Origin of the sequence: Ligilactobacillus sp. UO.C109 (assembly GCF_026847815.1) — a bacterium.
GTDB lineage: Bacteria > Bacillota > Bacilli > Lactobacillales > Lactobacillaceae > Ligilactobacillus > Ligilactobacillus salivarius.
On record NZ_JAPSFH010000006.1, the window covers coordinates 42,080 to 57,925 of the forward strand.

The window sequence follows — 15,846 nt, forward strand, 5'->3', positions numbered from 1 at the left end:
ATTCAAACAAAAAAGACACTCGTAATGAGTGTCTTTAAAATGCTAATATACCAATGATTATGATAAATATCAATTTTATAGAAAACAAAAAATCACTTTTTATAACGAAGATTCACAAGATATCAAATATCTGCTACTTTGGACTAGACTCGGTTAATTTATATCTCCCAACATCATAACACCCAATTATCGTTATAAAAGTGACAATTTCTTTTATTTACTTATCGAAAGTTTAGTCGACTAATTCTAGCACAACCATCTTTGCAGCGTCGCCACGACGTTCACTCATCTTAAGAATACGAGTGTAACCACCATTACGTTCTGCAAAACGAGGTGCAAGATCATCAAATAACTTTTGTAAAGCTGATTGAACAACTACATCGTCGTTTTCTTCTTTTACATCAGCAACAACATTCATTACAAATGCAGCAGCGCGACGACGAGAAGCTAAATCACCTTTTTTACCTAAAGTAATCATCTTTTCAACAAATTTACGAACTTCTTTAGCACGTGTTTCTGTTGTAACGATTTTTTCGTTAACAATTAAATCAGTTGTTAAGTTACGCAACATTGCCTTACGATGTGCACTTGTGCGTCCTAATTTACGGTAAGCCATGAACAGATTCCCTCCCTTTAGTTATAGTAAATTCTAGTCATCATGACGTAAAGACAAGCCAAGATCTGCCAATTTAGCCTTAACTTCGTCTAAGGATTTACGTCCTAAGTTACGTACTTTCATCATGTCAGCTTCAGATTTATTAGTTAATTCTTGAACTGTATTGATACCTGCACGTTTTAGACAGTTATATGAACGAACTGACAAATCAAGCTCTTCAATCGTCATTTCTAACATTTTTTCTTTATGCGTTTCTTCTTTTTCTACCATGATTTCAGCATTCTTAGCTTCATCTGTTAAATCAACAAACAATGCCAAGTGTTCTGTTAAAATCTTAGCAGAAAGACTAATAGCTTCACTAGGAGTGATAGAACCATTTGTCCACACATCAAGAGTTAATTTGTCATAATCATTTTTTTGACCAACACGTGTTTTCTCTACTTGGTAGTTAACGCGTTCGATCGGGGTATAAATAGAGTCGATAGGTAATACACCAATTGGCATATCATCTGCAAGAGCCTTATTATCATTAGCTGAAACATAACCACGACCCTTATTAGCATTCATCCGAACATGAAGTTCAGCCCCATCAGCAACTGTACAAATATATTGTTCTGGATTAAGAACTTCTACATCACTATTACTCTGGATATCTCCAGCAGTCACTTCCATCGGACCAGTAACATTAATTTCTAATGCTTGACTGTCTTCAGATTCCATACTTAAAGCAACTTTCTTCAAATTCAAAATGATTAAAGTAACATCTTCAAGAACACCTGGAATAGTAGAAAATTCATGAAGAACACCATCAATTTGAACGTCTGTAATAGCAGCACCTGGTAATGAAGAAAGTAAGATACGACGTAAAGAGTTACCTAAAGTTGTACCATAACCACGTTCAAGCGGTTCTATAACAAACTTGCCGTAGTTATTATCTTCTTCAATTTTATGAATTTTTGGTTTTTCAAATTCGATCATTCTTATCTTTACCCCTTTCAAAACGTAACGTGTAATCTGGCGAAAACATTATGAGTTTCTCTCAAAAATGAATACTGACCCACATTAAACACGACGGCGTTTTGGAGGACGGCATCCGTTATGAGGAACTGGTGTAACATCCTTGATAGATGTAACTTCCAAACCTGTTGTTTGAAGAGCACGAATTGCTGCTTCACGACCAGAACCTGGTCCTTTAACTGCTACTTCAACTGTCTTCATACCATGTTCCATAGCACCTTTAGCAGCTGCTTCAGAAGCCATTTGTGCTGCAAATGGTGTAGACTTACGAGAACCCTTGAAACCAAGAGAACCAGCTGAAGACCATGCTACTGCGTTACCATGAACATCAGTAATCATAACAAGTGTATTATTGAATGTTGAATGAATATGTGCAACACCGCTCTCTATATTCTTCTTTACACGGCGCTTGCGTGATTTCTTAACTGCCATGAAATAGCTAACCTCCTTTGTTAATTATTATTTCTTTTTACCTGCAATTGAAACTGCTGGGCCTTTACGTGTACGTGCGTTGTTCTTAGTATTTTGACCACGAACTGGTAAATGACGACGATGACGTAGACCACGGTAAGAGCCAATTTCAGAAAGACGCTTGATGTTTAAGGAAACTTCACGACGAAGATCACCTTCAACTTTGTACTTATCTACAACTGCACGAATCTTATCTTCTTGATCAGCTGTTAAATCACGTACACGAACATCTTCTGAAACACCTGCTTCGCTCAAGATCTTTTGAGCTGTGGAATTACCGATACCATAAATGTAAGTTAATCCGATTACGACACGTTTGTTACGTGGTAAATCGACACCTGCAATACGAGCCATTACAATTACACCTCCTAATTAATTATTATCCTTGACGTTGTTTGTGCTTTGGATTACTGCAAATAACCATAACGCGACCTTTACGCTTAATTACTTTACAGTGTTCACACATTGGTTTAACTGATGGTCTTACTTTCATTAATTATACCTCCTAATATATTCTCGAAGTACAATCTATTTAAAGCGATAGGTAATGCGTCCCTTAGTTAAATCGTAAGGGGACATTTCAACTGTCACTTTATCTCCAGGCAAGATACGAATATAGTGCATTCTAATTTTACCGGAAACATGTGCTAGAATTTCATGTCCGTTTTCGAGTTCAACCTTGAACATCGCATTAGGCAACGTTTCTTTAATCGTGCCTTCAATTTCAATCACATCATCTTTCGCCATGCAAAAGTACCTCCTTAATTGGTTTTAAAACTTTACACGTAAAAATGTGAGAAGCTTTCTTTGGAGTCCCACCTTTTTCCGCAAGTTCATTTGCCTATTTAAAGGCAAACTGAGCCTATTGAAAAGATAAACCTGAATTATAATATCACATATACCTAACTAATTCAAGAAATAATTAAAAAAGAATGCAGAAATATTTGCATCCTTTTAAAATTTATTTCAAGTTATCTAAAATTGCCTTAATATCAGCAAATACTTTGTCAATATCTTGATTGCCATCAACTTCATGTAATAAACCATTTTCTTTATAGTAATCAAGTAATGGTGTATTCATCTTGATATTTACATCCAAACGGTTCTTAACTGTTTCTGGCTTGTCATCATCACGTTGGTAAAATTCGTGTTCACCACAACGATCACATGTACCTTCTACTTTAGTTGGATTAAATACTTTATGATATGTAGCACCACAATTACGGCAAATATATCTACCTGTTAATCTTTCCATTAATGATTCAGGATCAACATGAATATTGATAACACCGTTTAATTCTTTTCCTAATTCTTTTCCCATTTCAGTTAATGCTTCTGCTTGAGCCATATTTCTTGGGAATCCATCTAATAAGAAACCTACATTAGTATCATCTTGTGTCAAACGTTCTTTTACAATTCCGTTTGTTACTTCATCTGGAACTAATTCACCTTTGTTGATATATTTCTTAGCTTCTAATCCCATTGGAGTTTCATTCTTCATAGCAGCGCGGAAAATATCACCAGTAGAAATATGTGGAATCTTATATTCATCAACGATTCTTTCAGCTTGTGTTCCTTTACCAGCTCCTGGTAACCCCATCAACATTAAATTCATTGCCATTATAATTACCTCCTAAATTGTACTTGTTAATTATAACTTATTTTTTTAATATACAAAAGGTCAGAAAGATATAAAATATCTCTCTGACCTTTTCAGTTCTTATTCACGTATAAAGCCTACGTATTCTTGTTTCATCATCATACCATTTAATTGATTAATTGTTTGAATTGTAACACCAACAACAATCAATAAACTAGTACCACCTAGTCCGATTGATTCATCCAATCCCCAAACTGCGGATGCAACTAAAGGAATTAATGAAATAAGGCCTAGATACAATGAGCCTACTGAACTAAGACGCATCAATAATCTTGATACATATCTTTCAGTTTCTTTTCCTGGCCATACACTAGGTATGTAACTTCCTTGTTTTTGCAAGTTTTCAGAAAGTTTTTCTGGGTTAACTTGAACAAATGCATAGAAGAAAGTAAATACTACAATTAAAACTGTGTAAAGAATCATACCTGGAGTAGATTGCATATTAAAAATGCTTGTCATAATCTTATACCATGTATCTTCAGAGTGGTTCTGTGTGAAAGCTAATAGTATTGTTTGAGGTGCTGAAATAAATGAACTAGCAAAAATAACAGGAATAACCCCAGCAACATTAACTTTCAATGGTAAATAAGAATTTTCAGTTGCTCCAGCCAATCTTCTAGTATATTGAATAGGAATTTTATAGCTTGCTTGTTCAACATACGTAACAAACGTAACGATTATTAAAATAACAATCAATAAAATAACTACATATAATATTGGTTCCCATAAATCACTACCAGTAACACCTGAGAACTGATCTTTATAAATCTGTACAATTCCATCTGGAACACGAGATAAAATACCAGCCATGATAATCATAGAGATTCCGTTTCCCAAACCTCTATCAGTTATCATGTCACCCAACCATGTAGTAAACATAGTTCCACCAGTTAAAACAATTCCTACAACTACAAATGTTTTAACACTTGGGTTAGTTACAAGGTTTAAGCTACTCAAAGCATTAAAACCAGCAGTGATTGCGATTGATTGTACAAACGCAAGCACAATAGTTAAATATCTAGTTACTTGATTTAACTTTCTACGCCCTACTTCACCTTGTTTACTCCATTCAACAAATCTAGGAACAATATCCATTTGTAATAACTGAACAACAATTTGCGCAGTAATATATGGAGAAACACCCATAGCAAATAGTGAGAAGTTAGTTAAACCACCACCACTAAAAATATTCAACATATTAATTAACCCTGAAGATGCAACGCTTTGCAGAGCTTTAGCGTTGATCCCAGGGACAGTGATATAAGTGCCTAAGCGAAATACAATCAAGACACCTAAGGTAAATAAGATTTTTTTTCGAATCTCTTTTACAGCTAAGGCGTTCTTCATTGTCTTAAGCATTATTAAATCACCTCAGCTTTACCGCCTTTAGATTCGATTGCTTCCTTAGCAGATGCAGAGAACTTGCTTGCCTTTACAGTCAATTGCTTGTTCAATGTACCATTGCCAAGTACTTTGATACCATCTTTTTCATCTTTAATGATACCAGATTCTACTAATAATGCAGGTGTTACTTCTGCACCATCTTCAAATTTATTTAAAGTTTCCAAGTTTACAATAGCATATTCTTTACGATTGATGTTCTTGAAACCACGTTTTGGCATACGACGGAACAATGGCATTTGTCCACCTTCAAAACCTAAACGTACCTTACCGCGAGCCTTTTGACCTTTTTGACCACGACCAGCAGTCTTACCATTACCAGATGAAGTACCACGACCAACACGATTACGTACTTGGCGTGAACCTTCAGCAGGTTTCAATTCATGTAATTTCATTAGGTTGGCACCTCCTTGTTAATTTATAAAATAGACTATTTAGCCAATTCAACGTCCACTAAATGATTGATTTTTCTAATTGCACCACGCATAGCTGCATTGTCAGGAACAACAACAGAGCTATTTACTCGACCAAGACCTAAGCCTTTTACGATATCGCGTTGGTTTTGAGGACGTCCAATGACAGAACGAATTAAAGTAACTTTTAATTTATCCATGAATATGTCCTCCTTATTCTGCTAAATGTTGAACGGAAACGCCGCGTAATTTTGCGACACTTTCAGCGTCCTTCATATTTACTAAACCATCAAATGTAGCACGTACAACATTAACTGGTGTATTTGAACCTAATGATTTACTTGTAACATCAGCAATACCTGCAAGTTCCATAACGGCACGAACAGCACCACCTGCTGCAACTCCGGAACCGGCAATAGCTGGTTTCAACATAATACGACTACCACTGTATTGACCAATAACTTCGTGAGGAAGTGTCGTTCCAACAGTAGGAACTTCGATTAAGTTCTTACGAGCAGCGTCAACAGCCTTACGAATAGCTTCTGGTACTTCTTGAGCTTTACCAGTACCAAAACCTACGTGGCCGTTGTGGTCACCAACAACAACCAAAGCAGCAAAACGTAGACGACGTCCACCTTTTACAACTTTAGTGATACGGTTAATCGCAACAACGCGATCTTCTAAATCTAATTGAGCTGGATCAATAAAAGCCATAAACGTTATTTCCTCCTTTTCCTAAAAGTCCAAACCATTTTCGCGTGCAGCTTCAGCCAAAGCTTGTACACGACCATGATATAGGTATCCGCCACGGTCAAATACAACTTCTTTGATACCTTTTTCTACAGCACGTTTAGCAACAACAGCACCTACAGAACTAGCTTGTTCTGTCTTTGTGTTGCCACTTACTTCACTGTCTAAAGTAGAGGCACTAACTAGCGTCACACCCGCTACGTCATCAATAACTTGAGCGTAGATGTTTTTGTTTGAACGATAAACATTTAAGCGTGGGCACTCAGCAGTACCAGAGATTTTACCACGGACACGTGCATGACGTTTTTGACGTGTCTTATTCTTGTCTGGTTTTGAAATCACAATTTTCACCTCTTAGATTTATTTATTCAGCAAATTATGCTGCATTATTTACCTGTCTTACCTTCCTTACGACGTACATATTCGCCAACATAGCGAATACCTTTACCCTTGTAAGGTTCAGGTGCACGAGTTGCACGAATACGAGCTGCGCAATCGCCAACTTCTTCCTTGTTGATACCTGATACAATAATTGAAGTTGCGGAAGGTGTTTCGAATGTAATACCTTCTTCTTCTTCAAATTCTACAGGATGAGAGTAACCAACATTCAATACTAATGTTTTACCCTTCATTTGTGCACGATAACCAACACCACGAAGTTCAAGTTCCTTCTTGAAACCTTCAGATACACCAACTACCATGTTATGGAAGTTTGAACGTGTTGTACCATGTAAAGCTTTTGTTTTGTTATCTTCTGCTGAACGTTCGAAAGAAACTTCATTTCCTTCTACTTTAATAGTAATTTTGTCAGAAAATTCACGTGTCAATTCACCTTTAGGTCCCTTGACTGTTACTACATTACCATCTTGTTTTACTTCAACGCCTTCTGGTAAGTTAACTACTTTATAACCAATACGACTCACGGATTAGGCACCTCCTTACGTTTTATTATTTATTACCAAATGTAAGCTATTACTTCGCCGCCAATTTTCTTGGCACGAGCTTCTTTATCAGTGATAACACCTTCAGAAGTGGATAAGATAGCAATTCCTAAACCGTTTAAAACCTTAGGAACAGCATCTGCTTTTACATATGAACGTAAACCTGGTTTTGAAATACGACGGATACCAGAAATAACTCTTTCATTACCCTTACCATACTTCAAAAATACTCTAATGATGCCTTGTTTGTCATCATCGATATATTCAACATCACGTACAAATCCTTCATTCTTAAGGATTTCAGCAATGTCACGTTTGATTTTTGATGCAGGAACTTCTAATGATTCGTGTTTTGCCATGTTAGCATTACGAATACGTGTTAAGAAATCTGCAATAGGATCAGTCATGACCATTGTTCGTTTGCCTCCTTTGCTTATCTTTTATGGATTACCAGCTAGCTTTCTTCATGCCAGGGATTTGACCCTTATGAGCAAGATCACGCAGGCAAACACGGCATAACTTAAATTTACGGTATACAGAATGTGGACGGCCACAACGTTCACAACGTGTATATTCTTGTGTTGAGAACTTTGCAGGACGTTTATTCTTTGCAATTTGCGACTTTTTAGCCAATGTGAAACCCCCTTATTTAGCGAATGGCATTCCAAGTTGTGTTAATAATTCTCTTGATTCTTCGTCTGTATTAGCTGTTGTAACGATAACAATGTCCATACCGCGAACTTTGTTAACATCATCAAAATCAATTTCAGGGAAGATTAATTGTTCACGAATACCCAATGTGTAGTTACCACGACCATCAAAGGCACGCTTGCTTACACCATGGAAGTCACGAACACGAGGTAGTGATACGGATACTAATTTATCTAAGAATTCGTACATACGTTGACCACGTAATGTAACTTTAGCACCAATAGCCATACCTTCACGTAAACGGAAACCAGCGATAGATTTCTTAGCTTTTGTAATAACAGGTTTTTGACCTGCAATCAAAGTTAATTCATCAACAGCTTCATCTAAACGCTTTGCGTTACTTACAGCATCACCAACACCCATGTTGATAACAATCTTATCAACCTTTGGTGCTTGCATGATTGATGTGTAATTGAATTTTTCCATCAAAGATGGAACGATCTCATTATCATATTTTTCTTTTAAACGGTTAACCATGAAGAAAGTATCCTCCTTTCCTTACTATAGAATTTCACCTGATTTTTTAGAAACACGGACTTTCTTACCGTCAACTACTTTAAAGCCTACACGAGTAGCTTCATTGTTAGAAGGATCAATCAACATAACGTTAGAAACGTGGATTGGTGCTTCAACTTCAACAATCCCACCATTTGGATTTGCGTTAGTTGGTTTTTGGTGTTTCTTAACGATATTGATGCCTTTAACGATCACACGGTCTTGAGCAGGAAATACTTTTTCTACTGTACCTTCCTTGCCTTTATCCTTACCAGCGATCACTTTAACTTTATCATTTTTCTTAATGAACATTATTACTTCGCACCTCCTTGCTGACGATAATTGATTATAATACTTCAGGTGCTAAGGAAACGATCTTCATGAAGTTTCCGTCACGTAATTCACGAGCAACAGGCCCAAAAATACGTGTACCCTTAGGTGATTTATCTTCACCAATAATTACAGCAGCATTTTCGTCAAACTTGATGTATGAGCCATCTGGACGGTGTGTACCATACTTAGTACGAACAACAACAGCTTTTACAACATCACCTTTTTTGACAACGCCACCTGGTGTTGCTTGTTTAACAGTAGCAACAATGATGTCACCGATATTTGCAGTCTTTACACGGGAACCACCCAAAATCTTAATAACTAAAATTTCACGAGCACCGGAGTTATCAGCGACTTTTAAACGACTCTCTTGTTGGATCACAGTATGTGTCCTCCTTTCGTTATTAGATCAGAATACGAATCAGTGCAAATGCTATTTATTACAAAATAACTGCTTTTTCAACGATTTCTAATAAACGGAAACGTTTTGTAGCTGACAATGGGCGAGTTTCCATAATTTTGACGATATCGCCAACTTTTGCTTCGTTGTTTTCGTCATGTGCTTTAAATTTCTTGGAATACTTAACACGTTTGCCGTAAACTTTGTGATTCTTGTAAGTTTCAACAACAACTGTGATAGTTTTATCCATCTTGTCAGAAACGACACGTCCTTGATAGACTTTGCGTTGGTTACGACTTTCACTCATGCGCGATTAGCCTCCTTTTTCGTATTCTATTTATTTAATTCTTGTTGACGTAATGCAGTCTTGATACGTGCAATGTTCTTACGTACTTCTTTTAAGCGAGCAGTATTTTCTAATTGACCGGTAGCTAATTGGAAGCGTAAGTTAAATAATTCTTCTTTGAATTGCTTTTCTTTTTCTAGCATTTCAGCAGTGGTTAATTCATTAATTTCTTTAGCCTTCATTTGATTCGCCACCTACTTCCTCACGTTGTACAAACTTGGTTTTAATTGGGAGCTTGTGGGAAGCTAAACGTAAAGCTTCGCGAGCTACTTCTTCAGAAACTCCATCGATTTCAAATAAAACTTTACCACGCTTTACAGGTGCTACCCAACCTTCTGGAGCACCTTTCCCGGAACCCATACGAACACCAATAGCTTTAGCTGTATAAGACTTGTGAGGGAAAATCTTAATCCAAACTTTCCCACCACGTTTCATGTAACGAGTCATAGCAATACGAGCAGCTTCGATTTGACGGTTAGTGATCCAGTGAGAATCTAATGCCTTCAAACCATATTTACCAAAAGTAACTTCTTTACCACCCTTAGCTTCGCCACGCATCTTACCACGGAATTCACGACGATGCTTAACACGCTTTGGTACTAACATAGATTATTTCCCTCCTTTACTGTTTTCTTTCTTTGCTGGTAAAACTTCACCACGGTAAATCCATGTCTTAACACCTAATTTACCATATGTAGTGTGAGCTTCAACCCATGAATAATCGATATCTGCACGCAATGTGTGCAAAGGAACTGTTCCTTCAGAGAAACGTTCTACACGGGACATATCAGCACCGTTCAAACGACCTGCAACTTGAACTTTGATACCCTTAGCACCTGCACGCATTGTACGTTGAATAGCTTGCTTCATAGCACGGCGGAAAGCAACACGGTTTTCTAATTGTTCTGCAATGCTTTCACCAACTAATTTTGCATCTAAATCAGGCTTCTTGATTTCAACAATGTTAATGTGAACTCTCTTACCTGTCAAGTTATTTAATTCTTTACGAAGCTTTTCAACTTCAGATCCACCTTTACCAATAACCATACCTGGTTTAGCAGTATGGATTGAAATGTTAACGCGTTTTGCTGCACGTTCAATTTCTACGGTAGAAACAGAAGCGTCGGCTAATTTACTTTCGATATACTTACGGATGCGTAAATCTTCGTGTAAGTTAGAAGCAAAGTCTTTTTCTGCGTACCACTTTGCGTCCCAATCACGAATGATTCCGACACGTAAACCTGTTGGATTTACTTTTTGACCCACGCGTTATCCCTCCTTATTTAACTGATACCACAACAGTAATGTGGCTTGTACGTTTGTTGATTGGAGAAGCGGAACCTTTAGCACGAGGACGGAAGCGTTTCAAAGTTGGTCCTTCATTTACAAAAGCTTCGCTTACATACAAATCTTCAACATCTAAGTCAAAATTGTTTTCTGCATTAGCAACAGCAGACTTTAATACTTTTTCGATTAAGTAAGCACCTGATCTTGGAGTAAACTTCAAGATACCAAATGCTTCAGCAACACTCTTACCACGGATAAGATCGATCACTAGACGTGCTTTACGTGCAGGGATTCGAACTGTCTTGGCAGTTGCTTTTGCTGATGTAACTTGTTCAGCCATTTTTTATCCTCCCTTAACTATCTAACGCCAGTTTTCTTGTCGTCATTTCCATGACCATGGAATGTACGAGTTGGCACGAATTCACCTAATTTATGTCCAACCATATCTTCTTGGATATAAACTGGAACATGCTTACGACCATCATAAACTGCAATCGTATAACCAATAAAACTTGGGAAGATTGTTGAACGACGTGACCATGTTTTAATAACTGACTTCTTTTCTTGATCAGCTTGTGCTTCAACCTTTTTCATCAAATGTTCATCGACAAAAGGTCCTTTTTTCAAACTACGACTCAAAGTGTAATCCTCCTTCCGGATTATATAATCATTAGGCCGCTTTTAAATTATTTCTTGTTACGGCTACGTACGATAAACTTATTGGATCTTGCTTTCTTAGAACGAGTCTTAAGACCTGTAGTCTTCTTACCCCATGGTGACATAGGACTTGGACGACCAACAGGAGCTTTACCTTCACCACCACCATGAGGGTGATCGTTAGGGTTCATTACAGAACCACGAGATTGTGGACGCTTGCCTGCCCAACGAGCACGACCAGCTTTACCAACCTTGATTAATTCGTGTTGTTCATTACCAACAGCACCAATTGTTGCACGGCAAGTTACAAGAATCATGCGAACTTCACCAGAAGTTAAACGGATGATAGCATACTTACCTTCTTTACCAAGTAATTGAGCTGATGTACCAGCAGAACGAACTAATTGTCCACCTTTACCTGGTTTTAATTCGATATTGTGAATAACTGTACCAACAGGAATGTTTGCAAGTGGTAATGTGTTACCTACCTTGATATCAACATCTTTACCTGATTCTACAACTTGGCCTACTTTCAAGCCCTTAGGTGCAAGGATGTATGATTTAACACCATCAGCATAAACAAGCAAAGCAATGTTAGCAGAACGGTTTGGATCATATTCGATTGCCTTAACAGTTGCAGGTACATTATCTTTAACACGTTTGAAATCGATCAAACGATACTTACGTTTGTGTCCACCACCACGGTGACGAACTGTGATACGGCCATAAGCGTTACGACCAGCTGTTTTGCTCTTAGAAACTAACAAAGATTTTTCAGGCTTTGTTTTTGTGATTTCAGCAAAATCAGAACCAGTCATATTACGACGACCGTTAGTGGTTGGTTTGAATTTTTTGATCCCCACAGTGTTTCCCTCCTATTACAAAGAATTATTCTTCAAATAATTTAATTTCTTTAGATTCAGCAGTTAAAGTAACGATAGCCTTACGACGCTTCTTTGTGTAGCCTTCGTAGCGACCCATACGCTTCTTTTTGCCTTTAACATTCATAACGTTAACTTTAGCAACTTTAACTTCAAAAATGTCTTCAACAGCATCTTTGATTTGACCCTTTGTTGCACGTGTGTCTACGTCAAATGTATAACGTTTGTTGTCCAATTCAGCCATAGAAGCTTCTGTGATAACTGGACGTAAAATTACATCGCGTGATTCCATTATGCAAGAACCTCCTCTACTTGAGAAAGAGCTCCTTGAGTGATGACTAACTTATCATTGTTGATAACGTCTAATACATTTAATCCCTTAGCAGGAATAACTGTAACATTCTTCAAGTTACGAGCTGCTAATGCTGCAGTTGTATTGTCATCTTCAAGAACTACTAACACTTTAGAATTTACATTTAAGTTACTTAATACTTCAGCAAATGCCTTTGTCTTTGGTGCATCAAAATTCAATGCATCAACTACTACCAAGCTTTCATCTGCAACTTTTTGAGAAAGAACAGATTTAATAGCTAAGCGACGAACTTTGCGTGGAAGTTTGTAGCTGTATGAGCGAGGTGTTGGACCAAATACGGTACCACCACCAACCCATTGTGGTGAACGAATAGAACCTTGACGAGCACGACCTGTACCCTTTTGACGCCATGGCTTCTTACCACCACCACGAACTGCACTTCTATTCTTTACAGCATGTGTTCCTTGACGTAATGATGCACGTTGCATGATAACTGCATCAAAAACAACATTATTGTTTGGTTCAATACCAAAAATAGCTTCGTTTAATTGAACTTCACCATTTTGGTTACCATCTTGTTTGAATAATGCAACTGTTGGCATGTGTTATTTCCTCCCTTCCTCGATTTATTTTACTGTACTTTTGATTGTTACTAAGGATTTGTTTGCGCCTGGCACATTACCCTTGATCAAAAGTACGCCATTTTCTGTATCAGCTTTAACGATTTCCAAGTTTTGGATCGTAACTCTGTTGCCACCCATACGTCCTGGGAGTAATTTACCCTTCATAACACGGTTGATAATAACACCCATAGAACCTGGACGACGATGGTAACGAGAACCGTGAGCCATAGGTCCACGATGTTGACCATTACGTTTGATAGATCCTTGGAAACCATGTCCTTTAGACGTACCTGTTACATCCACGAAGTCTCCAGCTTCGAAAATATCTGCCTTAACTTCGTCTCCAACTTTATATTCTCCAAGCTCAACATCGCGAATTTCACGAACGAAGCGCTTAGGAGTAGTATTTGCTTTTGCTGCATGACCTTTAGCAGGTTTGTTTGTTAAAAATTCGCGCAAGTCATCAAAACCTAATTGGATAGCTTCGTAACCGTCGTTTTCCATTGTCTTAACTTGTAATACAACGTTAGAATCAACTTTAACAACTGTTACAGGAACTAATTCACCATTTTCAGTAAAGACTTGAGTCATACCTACTTTTTTTCCTAAGATTCCTTTAGTGGTCATGAGTACACCTCCAATATTTTTATTTTCTATATATAATTAATAATTAAAGTTTGATTTCGATATCTACACCAGAAGGTAAGTCAAGTTTCATCAATGAATCAACTGTCTTTGGTGTTGGATTAACGATGTCAATCAAACGCTTGTGAGTACGCATTTCGAATTGTTCACGTGAATCCTTGTATTTGTGTGGTGAACGAATCACTGTGTAAAGTGTACGTTCTGTTGGCAATGGAATAGGACCAGAAATTGTAGCACCTGTTCTCTTTGCTGTTTCCACAATCTTATCTGCGGATTGATCTAAAATGCGATGTTCGTATGCCTTTAAACGAATACGAATTTTTTGTTTTGCCATCTTGTTCCCTCCTTCGTCTATTTTAAAAATAAGACTAGCTCCGTGGAAATTACCGATCCACTCGTGGCAAAGCGGCCGGGTGTGTCGCAACCTTCCACATCAAAGCTGAAAAATAAACAACTAAACTATACTCGTCCCCTTGAACAAGTACTTTTCTATATTATTATAAAATAGATGGCAAATCAAGTACTTTTTTTCAATTTTTTCATTTTTTATTTTCATCTGGCTTTCTTTACTCTAAAAACTACTATACTATAGTATAGTAGAAATAATTTTTAGGAGGCTTATACGTGTTACCTGTTATTATTGCTGGTTTAGAAAATGACTATGAAAATTTCGAATATAAAATGGATGAACTTTCATCTTTAGCCTACGCTAATAATATGGAAGTTGTTGTTTCTGTGAAGCAAAAATTAGAGCATCCAATTGCTGCTACTTACTTTGGTAAAGGAAAGGCTGAGGAAATTCGTCATGTGGGAGAAATTAATAATATTGACACTTTAATTGTAAATGCAGAGCTAACCCCTACTCAATTGCGTAACCTCGAAGATATTACTGGGCTTCAAGTTATTGATAGAACGGCCTTGATTCTAGAAATATTTGCTTCTCGAGCTCAAACAAAAGAAGCTAAACTCCAAGTCCAAATTGCAAAATTACAATATCAATTACCTAGATTAAGAACTTCTAGCATCAACCGTATGGACCAACAAACTGCTGGTAATACTGGTGGTGGTTATACCAACCGTGGTTCTGGGGAAACAAAATTAGAACTTAATAAGCGTGTTATTGAAAAAAGGATTAGTAATCTTTCCAAAGAACTCAAAGAAATAGAGAACGTGCATGAAAATCAACGTCGTGCAAGAGAACGTTCTAGCATTAAAACTGTTGCTCTAGTTGGTTATACAAATGCCGGAAAATCAACTACTATGAATGGACTATTAAAACTACTGGAACAACCTACTAATAAGGAAGTTTTTGAAAAAGACATGCTTTTCGCTACTCTTGACACTTCTATTAGAAAAATTAAATTACCCGATAACAAGGAATTTTTCTTAAGTGATACTGTTGGTTTCGTTTCCGACTTACCTCACCAATTGGTTAAAGCTTTCCGTACTACCCTTTCCGAAGCTAATCAAGCTGACTTATTGATTCAAGTTATTGATGGTAGTGATGAACACGCAAAAGATATGATTGAAACAACTAAACAAACTTTGGATGAAATCGGAGTTAAAGATATCCCTATGATATATGCCTATAACAAATCTGATTTAACAAGTGCACCTTACCCAAGTTCTGTTGGTAACCAATTTTACTATAGCGCTAAGGATAAAAAGTCTATTGAAATGTTAATCAACTTAATCAAAGAAAATCTATTTCAGGACTATGTTACTCATACTTACTTAATTCCATTTTCTGAGGGACGCTACTTAGAAATAATTAACAAGCAAGCAAATATTTTAAAAACTGTCTATCTTGCTGAGGGTACTAAAATAACAGCTGAATCAACGCCTATTATGGCACAACAACTTAAGCAATTAATTATAGACTAAAA

30 protein-coding genes are annotated in these 15,846 nt (G+C 37.1%); 1 reads left to right on the plus strand and 29 read right to left on the minus strand.

Features of this window, described 5'->3' with window-relative positions:
* Positions 1-232: 232 nt before the first annotated feature.
* The 29 genes from rplQ to rpsJ form a co-directional block, all read right to left on the minus strand.
* Positions 233-616, minus strand: a complete 384-nt coding sequence (gene rplQ, locus OZJ21_RS01630) for a 50S ribosomal protein L17 (protein ID WP_003701337.1) — start codon at positions 614-616, stop codon at positions 233-235.
* Between the two features lie 33 nt (positions 617-649).
* Positions 650-1,594 carry a DNA-directed RNA polymerase subunit alpha gene (locus OZJ21_RS01635; protein ID WP_003701335.1) on the minus strand — a complete coding sequence of 315 codons (945 nt, stop codon included), beginning with the start codon at positions 1,592-1,594 and terminating at the stop codon, positions 650-652.
* Positions 1,595-1,678: 84 nt separating this feature from the next.
* Positions 1,679-2,065: a 30S ribosomal protein S11 gene (gene rpsK, locus OZJ21_RS01640; protein WP_003701334.1), complete on the minus strand. Its 387-nt coding sequence runs from the start codon at positions 2,063-2,065 to the stop codon at positions 1,679-1,681.
* A gap of 27 nt (positions 2,066-2,092) precedes the next feature.
* Positions 2,093-2,458: a 30S ribosomal protein S13 gene (rpsM, locus tag OZJ21_RS01645; RefSeq protein WP_003701333.1), complete on the minus strand. Its 366-nt coding sequence runs from the start codon at positions 2,456-2,458 to the stop codon at positions 2,093-2,095.
* Between the two features lie 25 nt (positions 2,459-2,483).
* Positions 2,484-2,597 carry a 50S ribosomal protein L36 gene (gene rpmJ, locus OZJ21_RS01650; protein WP_003689393.1) on the minus strand — a complete coding sequence of 38 codons (114 nt, stop codon included), beginning with the start codon at positions 2,595-2,597 and terminating at the stop codon, positions 2,484-2,486.
* Between the two features lie 35 nt (positions 2,598-2,632).
* Positions 2,633-2,851, minus strand: a complete 219-nt coding sequence (gene infA, locus OZJ21_RS01655; RefSeq protein WP_003689399.1) for a translation initiation factor IF-1 — start codon at positions 2,849-2,851, stop codon at positions 2,633-2,635.
* Between the two features lie 214 nt (positions 2,852-3,065).
* Positions 3,066-3,725, minus strand: coding sequence for an adenylate kinase (locus OZJ21_RS01660; protein WP_003701331.1), 660 nt, complete (start codon positions 3,723-3,725; stop codon positions 3,066-3,068).
* A 99-nt stretch (positions 3,726-3,824) separates the two neighbouring features.
* Complete coding sequence (gene secY / locus OZJ21_RS01665; RefSeq protein WP_003701329.1) at positions 3,825-5,123, minus strand: preprotein translocase subunit SecY; 1,299 nt, start codon at positions 5,121-5,123, stop codon at positions 3,825-3,827.
* 2 nt (positions 5,124-5,125) lie between these two features.
* Positions 5,126-5,560 carry a 50S ribosomal protein L15 gene (rplO, locus tag OZJ21_RS01670; protein WP_003701328.1) on the minus strand — a complete coding sequence of 145 codons (435 nt, stop codon included), beginning with the start codon at positions 5,558-5,560 and terminating at the stop codon, positions 5,126-5,128.
* 35 nt (positions 5,561-5,595) lie between these two features.
* Positions 5,596-5,778 (minus strand): 50S ribosomal protein L30, encoded by a 183-nt coding sequence (gene rpmD, locus OZJ21_RS01675; protein WP_003701327.1) that lies wholly within the window; start codon positions 5,776-5,778, stop codon positions 5,596-5,598.
* A 13-nt stretch (positions 5,779-5,791) separates the two neighbouring features.
* Positions 5,792-6,292, minus strand: a complete 501-nt coding sequence (gene rpsE, locus OZJ21_RS01680; protein WP_003701326.1) for a 30S ribosomal protein S5 — start codon at positions 6,290-6,292, stop codon at positions 5,792-5,794.
* 21 nt (positions 6,293-6,313) lie between these two features.
* Positions 6,314-6,679, minus strand: a complete 366-nt coding sequence (rplR, locus tag OZJ21_RS01685) for a 50S ribosomal protein L18 (RefSeq protein ID WP_003701325.1) — start codon at positions 6,677-6,679, stop codon at positions 6,314-6,316.
* 35 nt (positions 6,680-6,714) lie between these two features.
* Entirely contained in the window at positions 6,715-7,251 is a 537-nt protein-coding gene (rplF, locus tag OZJ21_RS01690) for a 50S ribosomal protein L6 (protein WP_003701323.1), read from the minus strand.
* A gap of 32 nt (positions 7,252-7,283) precedes the next feature.
* Entirely contained in the window at positions 7,284-7,682 is a 399-nt protein-coding gene (rpsH, locus tag OZJ21_RS01695; RefSeq protein WP_003701322.1) for a 30S ribosomal protein S8, read from the minus strand.
* Positions 7,683-7,716: 34 nt separating this feature from the next.
* Entirely contained in the window at positions 7,717-7,902 is a 186-nt protein-coding gene (locus tag OZJ21_RS01700; RefSeq protein WP_003701320.1) for a type Z 30S ribosomal protein S14, read from the minus strand.
* Between the two features lie 12 nt (positions 7,903-7,914).
* Positions 7,915-8,457: a 50S ribosomal protein L5 gene (rplE, locus tag OZJ21_RS01705; RefSeq protein WP_003701318.1), complete on the minus strand. Its 543-nt coding sequence runs from the start codon at positions 8,455-8,457 to the stop codon at positions 7,915-7,917.
* Positions 8,458-8,481: 24 nt separating this feature from the next.
* Complete coding sequence (gene rplX / locus OZJ21_RS01710) at positions 8,482-8,787, minus strand: 50S ribosomal protein L24 (protein WP_003701316.1); 306 nt, start codon at positions 8,785-8,787, stop codon at positions 8,482-8,484.
* Between the two features lie 34 nt (positions 8,788-8,821).
* Positions 8,822-9,190 carry a 50S ribosomal protein L14 gene (gene rplN / locus OZJ21_RS01715; RefSeq protein ID WP_003701315.1) on the minus strand — a complete coding sequence of 123 codons (369 nt, stop codon included), beginning with the start codon at positions 9,188-9,190 and terminating at the stop codon, positions 8,822-8,824.
* Between the two features lie 58 nt (positions 9,191-9,248).
* On the minus strand, positions 9,249-9,515 hold the full coding sequence (gene rpsQ / locus OZJ21_RS01720; RefSeq protein ID WP_003701314.1) for a 30S ribosomal protein S17: 267 nt from the start codon (positions 9,513-9,515) through the stop codon (positions 9,249-9,251).
* A 26-nt stretch (positions 9,516-9,541) separates the two neighbouring features.
* The gene (rpmC, locus tag OZJ21_RS01725) at positions 9,542-9,736 is read right to left on the minus strand and encodes a 50S ribosomal protein L29 (protein WP_003701313.1); all 195 of its coding nucleotides are present in this window, start codon (positions 9,734-9,736) and stop codon (positions 9,542-9,544) included.
* The gene (rplP, locus tag OZJ21_RS01730) at positions 9,726-10,160 is read right to left on the minus strand and encodes a 50S ribosomal protein L16 (protein WP_003705312.1); all 435 of its coding nucleotides are present in this window, start codon (positions 10,158-10,160) and stop codon (positions 9,726-9,728) included. Before rplP ends, rpmC begins: the two co-directional genes overlap by 11 nt.
* A gap of 3 nt (positions 10,161-10,163) precedes the next feature.
* On the minus strand, positions 10,164-10,820 hold the full coding sequence (rpsC, locus tag OZJ21_RS01735) for a 30S ribosomal protein S3 (protein WP_003701310.1): 657 nt from the start codon (positions 10,818-10,820) through the stop codon (positions 10,164-10,166).
* A gap of 13 nt (positions 10,821-10,833) precedes the next feature.
* Positions 10,834-11,181: a 50S ribosomal protein L22 gene (gene rplV / locus OZJ21_RS01740; RefSeq protein ID WP_003701308.1), complete on the minus strand. Its 348-nt coding sequence runs from the start codon at positions 11,179-11,181 to the stop codon at positions 10,834-10,836.
* Positions 11,182-11,198: 17 nt separating this feature from the next.
* Entirely contained in the window at positions 11,199-11,480 is a 282-nt protein-coding gene (gene rpsS / locus OZJ21_RS01745) for a 30S ribosomal protein S19 (protein ID WP_003705314.1), read from the minus strand.
* Positions 11,481-11,527: 47 nt separating this feature from the next.
* On the minus strand, positions 11,528-12,361 hold the full coding sequence (rplB, locus tag OZJ21_RS01750) for a 50S ribosomal protein L2 (RefSeq protein ID WP_003701306.1): 834 nt from the start codon (positions 12,359-12,361) through the stop codon (positions 11,528-11,530).
* Between the two features lie 25 nt (positions 12,362-12,386).
* Positions 12,387-12,671: a 50S ribosomal protein L23 gene (gene rplW, locus OZJ21_RS01755; RefSeq protein WP_003709690.1), complete on the minus strand. Its 285-nt coding sequence runs from the start codon at positions 12,669-12,671 to the stop codon at positions 12,387-12,389.
* A complete protein-coding gene (gene rplD, locus OZJ21_RS01760; RefSeq protein ID WP_003701303.1) occupies positions 12,671-13,294 on the minus strand; it encodes a 50S ribosomal protein L4 in 624 nt (207 codons plus the stop codon). Before rplD ends, rplW begins: the two co-directional genes overlap by 1 nt.
* Before the next feature lie 24 nt (positions 13,295-13,318).
* Positions 13,319-13,942: a 50S ribosomal protein L3 gene (gene rplC, locus OZJ21_RS01765; RefSeq protein ID WP_268857329.1), complete on the minus strand. Its 624-nt coding sequence runs from the start codon at positions 13,940-13,942 to the stop codon at positions 13,319-13,321.
* A 43-nt stretch (positions 13,943-13,985) separates the two neighbouring features.
* The gene (gene rpsJ, locus OZJ21_RS01770; RefSeq protein WP_004563872.1) at positions 13,986-14,294 is read right to left on the minus strand and encodes a 30S ribosomal protein S10; all 309 of its coding nucleotides are present in this window, start codon (positions 14,292-14,294) and stop codon (positions 13,986-13,988) included.
* A 290-nt stretch (positions 14,295-14,584) separates the two neighbouring features.
* On the opposite strand from rpsJ, the gene hflX reads away from it, so the two are divergent.
* Positions 14,585-15,844 carry a GTPase HflX gene (hflX, locus tag OZJ21_RS01775; RefSeq protein WP_004564186.1) on the plus strand — a complete coding sequence of 420 codons (1,260 nt, stop codon included), beginning with the start codon at positions 14,585-14,587 and terminating at the stop codon, positions 15,842-15,844.
* Positions 15,845-15,846: the final 2 nt, after the last annotated feature.